Origin of the sequence: Streptomyces chryseus (assembly GCF_014650755.1) — a bacterium.
Taxonomy (GTDB): domain Bacteria; phylum Actinomycetota; class Actinomycetes; order Streptomycetales; family Streptomycetaceae; genus Streptomyces; species Streptomyces chryseus.
The window spans coordinates 101,051-116,561 of the sequence record NZ_BMVO01000008.1; the positions used below are offsets into that span (position 1 = coordinate 101,051).

At 72.2% G+C, this 15,511-nt stretch carries 13 protein-coding genes and 1 tRNA gene; 8 read left to right on the forward strand and 6 right to left on the reverse strand.

Going from position 1 to position 15,511, the window contains the following annotated elements:
• Positions 1 to 34: 34 nt before the first annotated feature.
• Complete coding sequence (locus IE185_RS15215; protein WP_138898683.1) at positions 35 to 970, reverse strand: LysR family transcriptional regulator; 936 nt, start codon at positions 968 to 970, stop codon at positions 35 to 37.
• 123 nt (positions 971 to 1,093) lie between these two features.
• On the opposite strand from IE185_RS15215, the gene IE185_RS15220 reads away from it, so the two are divergent.
• Entirely contained in the window at positions 1,094 to 2,335 is a 1,242-nt protein-coding gene (locus IE185_RS15220) for an MFS transporter (RefSeq protein WP_138898684.1), read from the forward strand.
• 211 nt (positions 2,336 to 2,546) lie between these two features.
• Here the strand turns inward: IE185_RS15220 and lipP1 are convergent, their stop codons facing one another.
• Complete coding sequence (gene lipP1 / locus IE185_RS15225) at positions 2,547 to 3,515, reverse strand: LipP1 family hormone-sensitive lipase (RefSeq protein ID WP_229843522.1); 969 nt, start codon at positions 3,513 to 3,515, stop codon at positions 2,547 to 2,549.
• A 720-nt stretch (positions 3,516 to 4,235) separates the two neighbouring features.
• On the opposite strand from lipP1, the gene IE185_RS15230 reads away from it, so the two are divergent.
• From IE185_RS15230 to IE185_RS15245, 4 genes are all read left to right on the forward strand, one after another.
• The gene (locus tag IE185_RS15230; RefSeq protein WP_229843523.1) at positions 4,236 to 5,525 is read left to right on the forward strand and encodes a protein-L-isoaspartate O-methyltransferase family protein; all 1,290 of its coding nucleotides are present in this window, start codon (positions 4,236 to 4,238) and stop codon (positions 5,523 to 5,525) included.
• A 176-nt stretch (positions 5,526 to 5,701) separates the two neighbouring features.
• Entirely contained in the window at positions 5,702 to 6,199 is a 498-nt protein-coding gene (locus IE185_RS15235; RefSeq protein WP_189715360.1) for an NUDIX domain-containing protein, read from the forward strand.
• 201 nt (positions 6,200 to 6,400) lie between these two features.
• Positions 6,401 to 8,194, forward strand: coding sequence for an AbeC-like domain-containing protein (locus tag IE185_RS15240; protein WP_229843524.1), 1,794 nt, complete (start codon positions 6,401 to 6,403; stop codon positions 8,192 to 8,194).
• 419 nt (positions 8,195 to 8,613) lie between these two features.
• Entirely contained in the window at positions 8,614 to 9,225 is a 612-nt protein-coding gene (locus IE185_RS15245) for a serine/threonine kinase C-terminal domain-containing protein (RefSeq protein WP_189715331.1), read from the forward strand.
• 199 nt (positions 9,226 to 9,424) lie between these two features.
• Here IE185_RS15245 and IE185_RS15250 read toward each other — a convergent pair whose 3' ends face one another.
• Positions 9,425 to 10,024 carry an acetoacetate decarboxylase family protein gene (locus IE185_RS15250; RefSeq protein ID WP_308432770.1) on the reverse strand — a complete coding sequence of 200 codons (600 nt, stop codon included), beginning with the start codon at positions 10,022 to 10,024 and terminating at the stop codon, positions 9,425 to 9,427.
• A 262-nt stretch (positions 10,025 to 10,286) separates the two neighbouring features.
• Between IE185_RS15250 and IE185_RS15255 the strand changes: the two genes are divergently transcribed.
• A tRNA-Met gene (locus tag IE185_RS15255) sits at positions 10,287 to 10,360 on the forward strand.
• Between the two features lie 199 nt (positions 10,361 to 10,559).
• On the opposite strand, the gene IE185_RS15260 is transcribed toward IE185_RS15255, so the two are convergent.
• The gene (locus IE185_RS15260) at positions 10,560 to 12,323 is read right to left on the reverse strand and encodes a S8 family peptidase (RefSeq protein WP_138898801.1); all 1,764 of its coding nucleotides are present in this window, start codon (positions 12,321 to 12,323) and stop codon (positions 10,560 to 10,562) included.
• A 459-nt stretch (positions 12,324 to 12,782) separates the two neighbouring features.
• On the opposite strand from IE185_RS15260, the gene IE185_RS15265 reads away from it, so the two are divergent.
• Positions 12,783 to 13,250: a nuclear transport factor 2 family protein gene (locus tag IE185_RS15265; protein ID WP_138898707.1), complete on the forward strand. Its 468-nt coding sequence runs from the start codon at positions 12,783 to 12,785 to the stop codon at positions 13,248 to 13,250.
• A 187-nt stretch (positions 13,251 to 13,437) separates the two neighbouring features.
• Here IE185_RS15265 and IE185_RS15270 read toward each other — a convergent pair whose 3' ends face one another.
• Positions 13,438 to 14,670 carry a PP2C family protein-serine/threonine phosphatase gene (locus IE185_RS15270; RefSeq protein WP_138898708.1) on the reverse strand — a complete coding sequence of 411 codons (1,233 nt, stop codon included), beginning with the start codon at positions 14,668 to 14,670 and terminating at the stop codon, positions 13,438 to 13,440.
• A 208-nt stretch (positions 14,671 to 14,878) separates the two neighbouring features.
• Positions 14,879 to 15,271, reverse strand: a complete 393-nt coding sequence (locus IE185_RS33145; protein WP_229843538.1) for an EamA family transporter — start codon at positions 15,269 to 15,271, stop codon at positions 14,879 to 14,881.
• A gap of 18 nt (positions 15,272 to 15,289) precedes the next feature.
• Between IE185_RS33145 and IE185_RS33695 the strand changes: the two genes are divergently transcribed.
• Positions 15,290 to 15,424 carry a hypothetical protein gene (locus IE185_RS33695; protein ID WP_268246667.1) on the forward strand — a complete coding sequence of 45 codons (135 nt, stop codon included), beginning with the start codon at positions 15,290 to 15,292 and terminating at the stop codon, positions 15,422 to 15,424.
• Positions 15,425 to 15,511 lie beyond the last annotated feature (87 nt).

Sequence of the window (15,511 nt, forward strand, 5' to 3'; positions counted from 1 at the left end):
GGCGTTCTCAGGGGATGAGGGGACCTGCGTCGGCTCAGGAGTGCGAGCGGGCCCAGGTCGGTGTCCACATGTCGTCAGGCGGCGTCGGTCGTGCCTGGAGGAGATGTGCGCGCAGCGCCGTGAGGGTCGGGTGGGGGTTGGCCGTCCGGTACAGGAACGAGTGCGGGTAGACCGGTGTCGGTCCTTCGACCGGGATCCGCCGCAGGTCGTGGGCCGTCGGCCACACGTACCGGTCCCGGGTTCCGACGAGTGTGGCCAGTGCGGCGGAGTCGGCGATCGCGTCCATCAGTGCTTCGTTCCCGAAGTCGGGTCCGACCGCGTCGATGCGCAGGCCGAAGGTTTCGGTCAGCTCGTCGTAGTAGGCGGCCCACTCGGTGCCCTGCTTGATGCCCGGGATCCAGATCCGGTGACCGGCCAGGTCGGCCGGGGTCAGGGTCCGTGCGGCGGCGAGCGGGTGGCGGGGGCCGACGAGCAGTTGCAGCGGGTCGTCCAGGACACGTTCGGCGCTGATCCCTTCGGGCAGGTCGCCCTCGGGTACGGCACGGAAGGTCGCGTCGATCTCGCCGGTCCGCACGGCCTCGGCTGCCCTGGTCGCGTTGGCGTCCGCGAGCGTGACCACGTCCAGCTCCGTGCCCGGACGGGACTCGTAGAACCCGCGCAGGGCGAGGCCCGGGGCGATGCGTCGACCGAGCACGTCCACGCGCAGTGCGCGCTCGCCGGGGCGTACCGAGGCGGCCGCCCGTTCCACGGCCCGCAGGACCTCGCGGGCGTGCGGGAGGAACGCCTGCCCGTCCAGGGTGGGGCGGGCGCCGCGTGCGGTGCGGGCGAACAGCGTCACCCCGAGGGTGCGTTCCAGGCCGGCGATGCGCTTGGAGACGCCCTGTTGGGTGATGCGCAGCTCCACGGCGGCTTCGTGGAACCGCCCGGTCTCCACGACGGCGACGAAGGTACGCACGGCTTCGATGTCCACGCCCGCACCTTACCCCGGGACAACCAGCGGTTGTGGCTCACTGACGCTGCGGTTGTTGGCTCGGGGGCTGCTTCGTCTGGTCGAATCCTCGCCGTCAGCGATGGGTTGTGACGGAGGTTTCTCGTGGCGCGGCAAGAGCTCGGACGCCCGTTCGGACGGCTGTGGTCGGCCTACGCCGCCTCCACGGCCGGTACGTGGCTGGGGTTCGGCGCGTTCCCCCTGCTCGCGATCCAGGTGCTCCATGTCGGCCCGGCGGAGGTTTCGACGCTGGCGGCTGCCGGCTCGGCGGTCGGCGCGCTCCTCGCGCTTGCGCTCGGTCCGTGGGTCGAAGCCCGGCGGAAGAAGCTGGTCATGATCGTCGCCGACCTGGTGCGGTTCGGCGCCCTGCTGACGATCCCAGCCGCGTACTTCGCCGGACTGCTGTCCTACCTCCAGCTGCTGGTCGTCACCGTGATCAGTGCGGCGGCGAACATCGCGTTCGCCGCCGCCGGCGGCGCGTACCTCCGGCAGCTCGTGCGCCCGGACCACCTGCTGGTGGCCAACGGCCGCTTCGAGTCCGTCACGTGGACGGCCACGGCGGTCGGCCCGACCGTGGGCGGGGCGGCGATCAGCCTGCTCGGACCCGCGGTCACCGTGAGCGCCACCGCGGCCGGTTTCCTGCTGTCCGCGCTCGGGATCGGCGCCATCCGGCAGAAGGAGACCGGTTCCCAGCGGGTCAAGGCCGGGAAGCTGCGGGCCTGCGACCTGGTCGCGGGCTGGAGGTTCCTCCACGACGACCGGCACCTGCGCCCGCTGTTCTGGAACACCGTGGCCGTCAACGCGCTGATCATGGCTACCGAACCGCTGCTGGCCGTCCTGCTGCTGGGTGACCTGCACTGGGTGGCATGGCAGTACGGGCTCGCGTTCGGCCTGCCCTGCGTCGGCGGATTCGCCGGCGCCCGCGTCGCGCCGTACCTGGAAGGCCGCTACGGGCGCCGCCGCGTCCTGATCACCTCCGGGGCACTTCGTGCCCTGTGGCCGGTCGGGTTGTTCTTCGTCATGCCCGGGAACGCCGGTGTGGTCCTGGTCGTCGCCGTCGAACTGGTCATGATCACCTGCATGGGCGTGTTCAACCCGCTGTCTGCCACCGAGCGTCTCCAGCGGGTGCCGGCCGAGCGGATCGGGCGGGTCCTGGTGGCCTGGAAGGTGACCGGCACCGGTGCGATCGCCGGGCTGACCGCCCTGTGGGGCGTCCTGGCCGCTGTCACCGACGCACGGACGGCGATCGGCGTCGCCGGTGTGCTGCTCCTGGGGACGCCGTTCCTTCTGCCGCATCGCCCTCGGGCCAGGGAGCCCGAGGGCCCTGGCCCCACCACCACGACCTGACCGCACCGCGCGGGTGCGCCCGTCCCGGCGGCCGGCACCGCGACCCGCGTGGCAGGCATCCACTACGCGCGTCTGGGCACCGGCCGCCTGTGGACCGCTGTCGCCGGGACCTCCCTCGGCGCCGGCTTCGGCGTCACGCTGACCGTCGTCGGCATGCTCAGCCTGTAGGTCGCATTCATCCACCGGTGGGCCGCGCGCGGGTGAGGACCGCTCAGACCTGGTGGGTGGCCTCGCGGGCGAAGGCGGTGCGCAGGTACGCCGCTGCTTGGCCCAGGGCACGGCTGCCCGCGTCGAGGACGCCCGCCATGGCGAAGAAGCCGTGCGCCACTCCCGGGTAGCGGGTGGACTCGACCGGGACACCGCTGTCGCGCAGGCGTTGGGCGTACTGCTCGCCCTCGTCGCGCAGCGGGTCGTACTCGGCGGTGATGACCAGAGCCTGGGGCAACCCGGCGTGGGAGGTTGCGCGCAGCGGGGACACGAGGGGGTTCTGCCCGTCCTCGGGGGAAGTCAGGTAGTTGTCCCAGTACCACTGCACGGACTTGTTGTTGAACAGCAGCGGATCGGTGTTCCCGTGGCGGGACGGGGTGTCCGCGAGGTAGTCCGTGTTGGGGTAGACGAGCAGTTGGGCACGGATCGCCGGGCCGCCCGCGTCCCGCGCCATGAGGGTCGTGGCGGCGGCGAGGTTGCCACCGGCGCTGTCGCCCCCGACGGCGATGCGCGAAGCGTCGCCGCCCAGGCGTGCGGCGTGCTCGGCGGTCCAGCGCAGGCCGGCGAAGCAGTCGTGGAGCGCGGCGGGGAACTTGTGCTCCGGCGCCAGCCGGTAACCCACGGCCACGGTGAGGCAGCCGGCGGCGTTGGCCAGACTCCGGCAGATCGCGTCGCTCGTCTCGATGCTCCCCAGTGTCCAGCCGCCGCCGAAGAAGTAGACCAGTACGGGGAGGGGCCCCTGGTCGGCGACGGGCCGGTAGACGCGGACGTGCAGTGTTCCGCCGGGGCCCGGTATCGGCTCGTCGAACACCTCACGCACGGGCTCGGGGGTTCCCGCGTCTGCCTGGACAGCGGCCAGGTCTGCTGCCCTGGCTTCGTCGAGTGTCATCTCGTACAAGGGCTTGGCGCCTTGAGCGGCACGCTCGTCATAGACAGCCTGAAGCTGCGGATCAAGATCCATCGTTTCTCCCATCGGGTTACCGTACGTCCACGGTCCGTCGAGCCGCATGCTGTCGTCATCAGCCAGGCCCTCTCAGGAACCCCGAGCGCTCTCGAACACCTCAGGCGCACATCGGTCCTCGGCGGTACGGGACGCTCGCGCCGCCGAGCAGCACCTGCCGCCAAAGGCGTCCGCACGCGTCCGCGCAACCCCATGCGGGCCACACGGCGTGACCGTACTGACGCCTTCGACCCTCACTGCGACTGTCCGGGCTGGGCTGGGCGTCATCGGCCATGACCCGGTCACCCACACCGCCCCGCAGAGGTCGACCGCGTCGGCAATCCCTCAATCGAGTGGCCCAGGCCCCCATCGAACGAGTTTGAAGAGCGAGAGCCGCAGCCGTCCCGCCCGAGCACCCGGAACAGAACGTGCGTTCACGACCTGCCCCCGAAACGGCCGTGACGGGTTTCGAATCCGGCGCGTTTCTGGAGCACCAGTGCCACCCAGGCGCCCAGACGGAGGACACGATGAACCCGGCACCCGCCCCCGTGCACCAGCCCTTCGGATTCGAACGGCGACGGCGCCTCCCGGCCTCCCCCGCCCTCCGCGCGCGCCGGCCCGGCACCCGCACCAGCCGCTCGACACGACCGGATACGAGGTGTGCGGCATGAGCGAGCCCACCGACAAGAAGGGTGCCGGCGAGGGCGGCATCCCGGGCCCACGGACCGCCCCGCGCGCTGAGGAGGGGGCGAAGTGATCCCCACCGCCCAGGGCCGGGAGCACACCGGGCCTGCCGGCGCCAACGCCCGGGCCGGCACCCGGCGCCCCGCCGATGCCGTGGTGGATCCGGTGACCGCCCGGGTGGCGATGGTCGTACGGCTCGAGGAGTCCGGAACGCTCGGCCAGGGGCCCGTGCGCGACGCTCTGCTCGCCCTGCCGCGCGAAGTGCTGATGCCACAGGCGTACGTACGGCGCAGCGCCCCCGGCGACAGAACGCCGCGGTGGGATCTGCTGTGCTGGACCGCACCACAGGACCGTCAAGAGCTGCTCACCGTGCTGTACGGAGGGGGCAGTGTGCTGATCCAGCACGACAAGGAGCCGATTCTCGGCAGGGCGCGCGGTGCTCGGTCGCACGGGTCGATGACGTCGATGTCGACGGTGATGAGCCTGACCGCCTCGCTGCTGGAGGAGCTGGACCTCCGACCGGGGCAACGCATGCTGGATGTCGGCACAGGTGCTGGAGTGACCGCCGCGGTGGCCTGTCACGCATGCGGTGACACGGGTGTGGTCACCGTCGACTTGGACCGGCATGTCGTGGACGCAGCCGGCGCCCGGCTCGGCGATCTCGGCTTCCGGCCGGTCGTGGTGAGCGGCGACGGGCAGCAGGGCCGGCCGGGAGGCGGACCGTACGACCGGATCCTTGTGTCGTTCGCACTGCCGCGCGTTCCGGACGCGCTGGTCGATCAGCTTGCTCCGGAGGGCCGGCTGCTTCTGCACGTCACCACAGCGTCCCCCTCGTGGCCCGGGCTTGCCGTCGTCACCAGGACGGCCAACGGGAAGATCACAGCGGAACTGAGGGCCGTCGAGTTCGCGCACCGCGCCGGGGACGGAATGGGGCGGATCCACCTGCCCCGGAAGTTCCTCGACCGAATCACTACCGAGCCGGGCGACGAGACGCTGCGCACCAAGGCGGCACCGCCGGCGGACACCGCACTGGGTTTCTGGCTGGCGCTGGATCACTTGTACGGCGGGCTCGTGCGCGACTTCGGGGCCGAGCAATTGGTGATCGGCGCCCCTGGCTGCGGCTCGTGGACGCGCGTGCGGCCCGACGGGCACCGGCGGTGGGCGGTCACCGCCTCTGGGCCCCGCGACATCTGGGGCGAGATCCATGACGTCGCCGCCCGGTGGCACGCTGCCGACGAGCCCGGCGGTTACCAGCTGATCATCGACTCGGGCGGCACTCAGCGGGCGACCACGCGCTGCGGGCGCCTTTCCTGGCGACTCGCCGACACGCCCACTCGCGACGACGGAGGCCCACGGTGAACCGACCCGACGCCCACCCTGCCCTGCCCACTCCCCCACCTGAGGAACAGAAGATGAGCGGCCCGCACATGAGCGGCCAGGAGATCCCCGCCGAGTCCACGGACGGGCACCCGGGGCGTCGCCGCGACGCGTCCGCCGGCTCCTGGCTGCCGCCCGAGCAGTACGCCGAGACCCTGATGAAGGCAACCGGCTTCGCCTGCGTCCACTTCACCGACGAGCACGACCGGCCCGTCCAGCTGCGGGCCACCTACTCGAGGACTCACCCCTGGCAGATGCCCGGCGGCACGATGGAGCTCGGTGAGCGGCCGTGGCAGACGGCGGTGCGGGAGTGCCACGAAGAGACCGGCATCGTGGTGGACGGCCCGCCGAGGCTGCTGGCAGCGGTGTACGGACTGCCCGGCCAGGAGTGGCCGTACAGCACGATGGGGCTCGTCTTCGACGGCGGGCGGCTCACCGATGCGCAGATCCAGGCCATCGTCCTCGACCCGGCCGAGCACGACGACGTGCGCGTCCTGTCCCTCGAGGAGTGGGAGCCGCTCATGCCGGCACAGGACTTCGCGCGCCTGGAAGCGGTGATGCGGGCCCGCCGCACCGGCGTGGCCGCGTACTTCGACAGCTGGGACTGGGGGGAGCAGGGCGAACAGGCCCCCGGGCCGCCCGCTGAGCTGCCGTAGTACCACCGCCGTGGCACCCTCCCCTCGGCCTGCGGGGCCACGGCCGGGTCCCGCCTCGACGCACCCCCGGCCACCACCGGCGGCTGCTCGCCGAGCGGACCGGCTCGGCGCAGGTGGACGTCGTAAGCCCCCACGCAACTCCCGCCGCTGTGGCGCGTTTACGGCTGTACCGGCGCCCCACCCGCCCCTACCATCACCCGGATGAGCCAGACGGCGGTTCCTCCCCAGTCGGCCAGTACCCCGGACCCGCAGCTGCTCGGCAAGGCGCCCGTCGACCCCGCCGTCAGTGAGGCGGGCCGGCTGCTGTGTGCGGGGACGTATCTCGACCCGCGCTTCCGGGACCGGGTCATCGACGAGCTGTACGTGCACGACGAGCGTGTCGTAGCCCCGAGCTACGGCATCGACGCGGCCCGGGTCCTCGGGCACGCGCTCCGCGCCCGGCGCGACGAACTGATCTGGTCGGCGGCCGTGGTGGCGGTGTGGGTGGGGGCCGCGTCGGCAACGGGCGGCTGGTTCCCCACCCGCTTTCTGCTGCCCTGTCTGCTGCTCAGCGCGGCGGCCTGGGCCGTCAGGGCCACGCGCAGTGCTCCGGTGCTGCGTGTGCCGGCCAGGCTGCTCCAGCTCTACGCGCGCCTGCTCATGGGCTTTCTCCTGTTGACGACGGCCATGGCGCCGCTGATCCGGGCGAAGGACAGCCTGCTCGACAGCTGGTTCGTCGAGTCCGTCCACTGGGCCGTCCAGACACTCGACCTCCAGTTCCGGCTGCTGCCACTGGAATGGCAGTACAAGCTCTACTTCGACCCGGACGACGACACCTGGCTCCAGTCTCCCTACGTGACGCTCGGTCTGCTTCTGCTGCTCGCGGTGCTCGTCGGTCTGCGGCACGAACGGACGGCCAGGACCATGTCGGGACCGCTGTCCCGGGAGCACTACGCGGACCTCGCGCGAGATCCGGCCGAGCGTTCCCCCGGTTCGCGTCTGCGCCTCGTGCGGGAGCTCATCCGCGGCGAGCAGCACTGGCCGGTGGTGATGTACGCGACGGCGAACCCGTTCTGCGGCGCGGGCATGCCCTTCCGCCCGTGGCACCTCTCGGTCGAGCTCAGGCCCCGCACCGACATCGGTCCCGAAGGGCCCCACGCCGTGGGCAACGAAGAGATTCTGCGGCGCGTCCTTCCGCTCGTGGAGGCGTTGCGGGTGCCGTCTGCGCACGGTGCCGCGCAGGTGGCGGCCGCGGTCCTGGACCGCCTGCGCGAACTCGCCGTCGACGAATGCGTGTTCCTGCCCGTCAAGGGCCTGCGCCGGCGGGAGGACGTGCCGGTCGACGCCGACGAGTTCGAGGAGCACCGGGCGGGCGCCATCGAGGAGGGCGGCGAGAAGCGCCGGCACTTTCTGCGGATCCGGGTCGGCGGCTGGGACGAGGACATCGTCGTCACCGTCTTCGTACGGGTGCACACGCAAGGAGGCATGCTGATGCTGGAGGTCGCCCCGCATGTGCTGCGGCCCGTACGGAGAAGCTTCCAGGAGGCGGACGACACCGCCCAGCGCTTCGGCCGGGACAATGCCGTCGCCCTGTCGCTCCGCGCCGTGGTGGACGCGCCGCGGGCACTGGTGGTGGCCGTGGCCGCGCTCGCGCGTGGCCTGGTCAGCGGCTGGCGCGCGGTGACCGCCGTGTCCGCCCGGGCGCGGCCGACCGGGCCCGAGGCCGCCGTGCGGGAGCTGGGGGCGGACCCCGACGCCTCGCTCTTCCAGGCGATGGACGTCGACCGCTATCTCAAGACCATTCAGGACCGGGTGGCGCGCGGCGTGCAACTCGCGCTGTACGAAGCCGGCTGGCAGACGGCCGAGTTCGAGCAGAAGGCCGTGAACCTCGGGCAGGGCGCGGTCTACATCCAGTCGGTGCACAACAGCGCGGTCGGGATCGGTGACAGCAACACCGTCAGCACGTCGACCGGCGCGGCCGGCGGAGACAAGGAGCCCAAGCGTGCGAAGACCTGACCGGTGCCGGCCCGCGGAGCGTGTCGCCCGCCCGCCGACCACGGCCGCCGGCGCGGTCGCCGCCTGGGCCGACGCCGTACGGGGAGGCTGACGTGGCTCCGCCGACAGCCCGGTGGAACGCGGGCGCCCAGCGCTGGGAGTTTCACGCCCCGGCCACATCCTCCACGAACGCCTCTGGTCCACCGCCCCGAACCGCCGCCGAGGCCGTGGCCCGGGACCCCTCGCCGTCACCGGCACCGACAGCGCCGCCGGCACCGGCACCGTCATCCCCGCCGGGCGCGGGCGGCGACAAGCCCGGTCCGGGCGCCGGCCACCGCGGTGCACGGCGGCCGCTGACCCCGCCGCCCGTCCCCCGGCAGCCGCCCCCGCCGCCTCCCGTCGGCTCCCGGACGCGACTGCGCGCGCCGGGAACCCCATTGGTGCGCCGGGTGGTGGTGCTCGGCTGCGCGGCGCTGCTGGTCGTCGTCGCCGCGTTGTGGCTCGTACCGGGCGGCGACGACGCGTCCGGCGGATCCGGCGACACCTCCCCCACCGCCTTCCCCACCGTGCGCCCGACCCTCCCGCCCAGCGGCTACCGCCTCGCCGACGGCCCTGACGGAGCGGCCATGGCCGTCCCCACGGACTGGTCTCCGCGCCTCAGGGGCGCCACCTACGTCCACGAAGCGCGGGATTTCGCCTCGTACGTGGAAGTCGGCCGTACGACCGGACTGATGAGCAACATCGAGACGGCACGGGCCTTCTCGCGGGGAGTGGCGTCGGTGTGGTCCGGATACGTCGAGAAGTCGATCGCACCGGTCGGCGAAGGGAGCCGGGCGGCGGCCGAGGTCGACTTCGAGTACGACACCTCGGGCGGGAGCCGGCGGCGCGGCCTCTACCGTGTCTTCACCGCCCCCAACGGTGCGACGTACGAAGTCCAGGCGGCGGGCCCCAGCGTCGACTGGCCGCGCCAGCGCGCGGTCATGGACACGCTGCTTTCGACGTTCTACGTGTCGGCGCCCTCGTCCCCGTCGCCGCTGCCGCTGCCGCGGTGAGGGACGCGCCGTTCGCCGCTCTGCGGGGCGCCACCAAGGTGCCGGACCCTTCGCGCTGGTTTCGTCCCGCCGGTGGAGGACTTCCGGGCACGCACCGCCCCGTAGGACGCCCCCGGCCCGGGCCCGGCCACTCGGAGGCCCACGACGTCCGCGAGGTCGTGATCGAGTCCGGGCCATGGGCGAAGCGCTGGTGGGACGTTCACGTGTCCGCTCTGTCGCAGGCCTGGCCGGTACGGCCGACGACGAAACGGAAATCGCGCAGCGACACGGTGAGGAACGGGCGGCGGCCGCTGACGACAGCCAACGGCCCCGTACTGTCCGCCGCCAGCCGGACGCGTCCCAGGGCTGGGGACCCCGTGACGCGGAGGGGCACCTGGTGCGTCTCGCCACTGTCATGCCGCTGGACCAGCCGCCCACGCCCCCGGATCCTGCCTCGCAGCCGCATCAGGTCGCGGTAGGCGCCACGCGCCGCGACGGTGGCGTGCCGAGGGCTGCCCGTCGAGAGCCCGAGCCGGACCTGACCGGCTTCCCGCGCGGCGGGCTGCGCCGGACCGGCGACGGTCAACGATCCCAGTTCTTTCGGAATGCCCCAAAGGGCCCGTCCGCCGGCCAGGGACTGTTCGTCGTCGACCCACGCAGCGACCGCCGTCCGCGACCCGCGACCACCAGAGGCCGCACCTCGGGAGGCAGCGGCCACCGGGGCAAGGAACGCGCAGGCAGCCACCACAGGGATGCGTACATGTCGCCCCGCAGCAGCCACGGCTCGGGCGGGAACTCGGCTGCCATGGTCCCCCTGCACAGACCGAGGCCGGGGCTTGGAGGCCAAGGCTTACTGCGCCCGTGAGCGCAGCCGTCCGTGAGACCGCACGTGCGTACGCGGTCCCCGGTCCGCCGCGGCCGCCTCGCGTGCGGCGAGGAGCACCCAGCGCCGCCGCACAGGCGTATCCGCGCTTCTCACTGTAGATCCACCGCCCATCCAAAGTCGCGGTCCCGCTCCGCGCCCGGGTGGCGCGGCCGTGGGAGGAGGCGCACGGCCCGTGCCGTACAGTGGGTGTCACCGACGCGGGGTGGAGCAGCTCGGTAGCTCGCTGGGCTCATAACCCAGAGGTCGCAGGTTCAAATCCTGTCCCCGCTACTGCTTCCGGCCCCCTCGATGATCATCGAGGGGGCCGGAAGCATGTCCGGCGCCCGTCTGCTCGGCGTCGTACCGTCAGGGTCTCGACCGGCACCGCACGACACCTGTCACCCCACCGCTCCTGGGAACACCGCTGCGCGCCCCCGGTGTGCGGGAGGCGCGCAACGGTGCGCGTGCGTGGCGCTGTGTGCGCGTGGGCTCAGAAGGTCAGGTTCCAGGCGTCGATCCTGCCGGTGTCCTGCGACGCGATGTCGCGGACACGGAGCTTCCAGGTGCCGTTGGCGGCTTCGGAGGAGGCGTTGACGGTGTACGTCTTGGCCACGTTGTCCGTACTGTCGCTGTTGGCGAAGTCCTCCAGGAGGTACACGGTCCCGTCCGGCGCGACGAGGGAGACGACCAGGTCGCCGCGGTAGGTGTGCTTGATGTCCACGCCCACCTTGAGGGTGGCCGGCGCGTTGCCGGTCACTCCCGAGACGGTGAGGGGGCTGTCGACGGTCGCGCTGTCCGCGATCGTGACGTCCGCGGTGTTCTCGAAGTACGAACCCGGGGTGGGCGGCGTGCTTCCGACGGCCTGCAGCGCGTCGGTCTGCCCCTCGCCGAAGAAGCCGTTCCTGGTGGTCGTACCCGTGCACCGGCTGTCCGACGGGCAGGCGGTGTCGGTCGCCTGGACGCCCAGCTTGGAGCGGAGGTCGGCCGGAGTGGCGGTGGGGTCGACGCTCGCCATGAGTGCGGCGACACCCGCGACGTGCGGGGAGGCCATCGACGTACCGTTCATGTTGCCGTACTTGCCGCCCGGCAGGGTGGAGTAGACACCTGACGTACCGTCACCGCCCGGGGCGGCGATGTCGATGACGCCGTTGCCGAAGTTGGAGTACGACGCCTTCACGTTGCCCTTGCCCATCGCGGCGACGGTCACGACGCCCGGCAGCTCGGTCGGGATGTCGAGGCAGGCGTTGGTGATGGTCCGCCTGACAGGCGTGGAGTCGTTCGGGCTCTCCGTGTCGACCGTCTTGTTCGCCAGGTCGAGGTTGGAGTTGCCCGCCGCGGCGACCTGGAGCGAACCCTTGCGCTCCGCGTACTCCTGGGCGCGCTTGACGCCCTCGATGATGGCGGCCTGGTCGGCGTTGTCCGGGCAGTTGAACTGCCACGGGTCGGTGTAGTAGCTGTTGTTGGTGACCTTGAAGCCGTGGTCACCGGCCCACATGAAGCCGCAGATCGTGTTCTCGGCGAAGAACAGGCTGCTGCCCGGCTCGGCGATGCGGACCGAGGAGACCTTGACCCCCGGCGCCACCCCGACGACACCCTTGCTGTTCTTGGCGGCCGCGATCGTGCCGGCGACGTGCGTGCCGTGCGTACCGACGTCACGCCAGGCTCCGGCGCGGGTGTCCGCCTTGCCGTAGGCGCACGAGACGGAGTCGGCGGCGTTGAAGTTGGGGGCGATGTCCTGGTGCTGGTCGTCCACGCCCGTGTCGAGTACGCCGACCTTGACCGACGCGGAGCCGGTCGTCACGGCCCAGGCCTGATCCGCCTTGATCTGGGTCATGTCCCAGCGGGTCAGGCTCTCCGCGAGTGTGGTGGACGACTGCGTCGGGTTCGCCGGGAGCGCTGGGTTGTACGCGTCGGCCGGAACGTCCGAGGTGCGCGTCGCGCCGACCTGCTGCACTCCGGCGACGCTGCGCATGGCCGAGGCGAAACCGGCCGAAGCCGAGTGGGCGACGATCACGCCGATCGCGTCGTACGAGGCGAAGACCGAGCCGCCGTTGCCCGCGACGGCCGTCCGTACGGCGCTGGTGTCCCCGGGGGCGGTGATCACCAGGTGGGCGCGCGTGCCGGCGGCCCAGGCGGCGGAGGCCTGCGGCTCCGCCGCGACGGCCGCGGCGGGAGCCGCGAGGGCCAGGGTGGCTCCGAGGGCGACGGCGGCGACCGCGGGGGCCTGGAGCCGGCTGAATATGTGACGTCTCAATGCGTCCTCCGAGTCCCGGCACGCCGATGGGGCCGCCGGGGACGAAACGTGTAGGGGGTGGACGCAACATGTCAGACACTCCGGCCGCGGAGTAAGAGGGGAATCCCTTGCAGTGTGCGGGACGCGGGGGGAGGGTTTCGGGCGGGTGGGCTCAAGTCGACCGCCACCGGGGCCAGTCGGCTGCTGCGGAGATGCTGATACGTGCAGGGCCTGACCGGCGCGGGAGGCGGAGCGCGGAAAGGGGGGCGTGCGGCGGACCAGTCCGCGCAGCCGGTCCGCGAGGACCGGCCCGCACGCCGGCCGACGCCAGGAACGCGGGCATCACCACCTCAGCCGCCCGTCCCGCGCGTGCGGCTCATTACCCCCGGGGTAATCGACCGGGCTGCCCTCCCCCCGGCAGTATCGAGCACATCGACGCCAACCCCGCCGGAATCCGGCCGCAGCTGCGAGGAGAGCGCCATGTCCGCCACACCCAGGGCGAGTGCAGTCAGCACGGCGAATTCAGCCACCGTCGCGAAGCCCGTCGCCGAGGCCACACGGGCCGTGGTGCGGGAGTTCCTGGCCGCCCGGATGGCCGGGGACGCCGGGCGGCTGGTCGCGCTCTTCGCCGACGAGGTCGACTGGCTGCTCGCCGAGAACCCGGCAGCCCCGTGGATCCGCCCACGCTCCACAGCCGCCGAATGCGCCGCCCAGTCCGCGGAGTTGATGGAGTACACCGTGCCCGAGATGGCGCGCGCCCGCGTCGACACCTTCCTCGTCGACGGCGCCGACGCTGTCCTGATGGGACACGTGTCGGGGACCGTACGGGCGACGGGGAAGTCCTTCGAGGGCCCGTTCGCACTGCGCCTCACCGTCGAGAACGGCCGAATCACCCGGCACCACCTCTACGAGAACAGCCTGTCCATTGCCGAGGCCTGCACCCCTTGAGGGCCACGGACGGCCGGGCCACGATCTGTGCGGCGCGCTGCCTGGACGCTGCTGGCTCGTACGGTCGCATCGTCCGCACCCCGGGGCCACCCACCGCCACCTCGGCGGACGGACGGTGTCCAGGCCGCCTCGGCCGCCCGCGCGGTGGGGCAGGCGGGGAAGCGGAGGTGGACGGTCAGCTGACGGGTCACTCGTGCGCTTCACGGGTGGGCCGGGGCACGCCGAGGGCCAGGACGGCGGTGTCGTCGTCCACCCCGGTGCCGAAGGTGTCGAGCAGATCGCGGATCGCGGCCACAGCGCCGTCTGCGGTCGTGGGAGCGAGCGATCGGGCGAACTCCAGGAACGCTTCGTCGCCGTAGCGGCCGCCGGCGCCGGCGGAGTGGGCTTCGGTGAGGCCGTCGGTGTGCAGGAGCAGGGTGTCGCCCGGGGCGAGGCGGACGGTGGTAGTGGCGATGTGGGCGTCAGGCAGGACGCCGATGAGCTGGCCCCCGGGGGTGGACAGGTGGTCGACCTGGCCGTCGGCACGCATCAGCAGGGCCGGCGGGTGGCCGCCGCTGGCCAGGGTGACGCGGAAGCCGCCCGCGTCGCCGTTGGGGGTGAGCAGGCCGAAGATGACGGTGCAGAACCGCGGGTCGTCGCCTGCGTACTCGTGGTTCATCACCGTGTTGAGGTTGGTGAGGACGGCGGCCGGGTCCGGGTCGTAGACGGCGGCGGCGCGCAGTGTGTAGCGGGCCAGGGAGGTGACGGCGGCTGCGGCCGCTCCCTTGCCGCATACGTCGCCCAGGAAGAATCCCCAGGTGCCGGAGGCGAGGGGGAACAGGTCGTAGAAGTCGCCGCCGACCTCGTCCGTCGAGGCGATGTGGTAGTGCGCGGTGACGTCCAGGCCGGGCACGTTGGCCAGGGCGGGCGGCAGCAGCGTCTTCTGCAGGGTGGCGTTCAGACGTTTGAGTCGTTCGCGTTCCCCCTCCGATTCCTGGCGGGCGCGGAGCAGCTCGGTTTCGTACGCACGGCGGTCGCGGGCGTCGAAGACGGTCGTGCGGATCAGCAGGGGCTGACCGTCGCTGCCCGCCTTGACCGTGGAGGTCACCAGGACCGGCAGGCGGCTGCCGTCGGCGGCCTTCAGTTCGAAGGCGATGCCGTTGATCTCGCCCTGCATGCGCAGGAGCGGGGCGAAGTGGGTCTCGTGGTAAAGGCGGCCGCCCACGGTGAGCAGGTCGGAGAACGTCCTGCGGCCCACGAGGTCGTCGCGTGCGTAGCCGAGCCAGTCCAGCAGGGTTGTGTTGATCTTCGCGATCGTGCCGTCCAGCAGGGTGGAGAGGTACCCGCACGGCGCATGCTCGTACAGGTCCTCGGCGCTGTACTCCGGCAGTGCCGAGAACATCGCCTGCTGCTGCTCTTCCCCCTCGGCCGCCTGGTCCATACCGTCCGCCTTGCTGTCCGAGCTCCCCCGCCGCATGCGGGCGCGCGTACCCCCTACGAGCCATTGAACGCCACCGGAGCCCGCACTGCTCAGCCAGGATCGTGCCTCCCCCGCCAGCACCGGTGGGTCCCGCCGGATCGGCACCGGGTGAGCGTTGCCGTCGGCCCGGGTGAGCGCTTCAGATTGCTTCGGGGCGCACCAAGTCACCTCAGGCTACGACGAGTGCGATGCCGGTCCAGCCGGCGGCGGGGAGGCGTTCGCCGACGACCAGGACGGCGAGTACGGCCGCGACCGCCGGTTCGAGCAGGGAGAGCGTGGTGGCCGTGCCGGCGGGCACGCGTGCGAGCCCCCAGCCGAACAGGACGTAACCGGCGAACATGGGGACGAGCGCCATGTAGGTGCCTACGACCGCGTTGGACCAAGAGCTGACGAGCGGGGCGCCGGTCGCCCGCAGGACGGGCAGGAGGAACAGTCCGCCGAGCCCGAAGACAGCGCCCATGGCCGCACGGGAGGGGATCCGGCGGGCGATGAGCCGGTGCGCGGCCCAGGAGTAGAGGGCGCAGGTCGTGGCGGCGACGAGGCCGAGTCCTACGCCGAGCAGCGTTCAGGCAATGGATGCGTGTCCCCCGTCGTCAGTGGCGTGAGCGGCTTCGGCGACGCACAGCAGGACCGTGCCGAGCAGACCGAGGGCGGCCGCCCCTGTCCGGCGGCGCGTGAGCCTTCGGTGGTCCACCACGCGCTCGATCAGCGCTGACACGAGGGGGCGGGCAGCCCGCCCAGGCCCATGGCGACGGCGGCGATGGCGAGAGGGCCCACGTCCGGGGCCAGGGTGGCGGCCGTG

Bases quoted from the DNA above. Each gene is read 5' to 3' on its own strand.
- IE185_RS15240 (WP_229843524.1), top strand. From the start codon at position 6,401: ATGAGCCAGACGGCGGTTCCTCCCCAGTCGGCCAGTACCCCGGACCCG.
- IE185_RS15235 (WP_189715360.1), top strand. From the start codon at position 5,702: ATGAAGGCAACCGGCTTCGCCTGCGTCCACTTCACCGACGAGCACGAC.
- IE185_RS15270 (WP_138898708.1), bottom strand. From the start codon at position 14,670: ATGGACCAGGCGGCCGAGGGGGAAGAGCAGCAGCAGGCGATGTTCTCG.
- IE185_RS15265 (WP_138898707.1), top strand. From the start codon at position 12,783: ATGTCCGCCACACCCAGGGCGAGTGCAGTCAGCACGGCGAATTCAGCC.
- lipP1 (WP_229843522.1), bottom strand. From the start codon at position 3,515: ATGGGAGAAACGATGGATCTTGATCCGCAGCTTCAGGCTGTCTATGAC.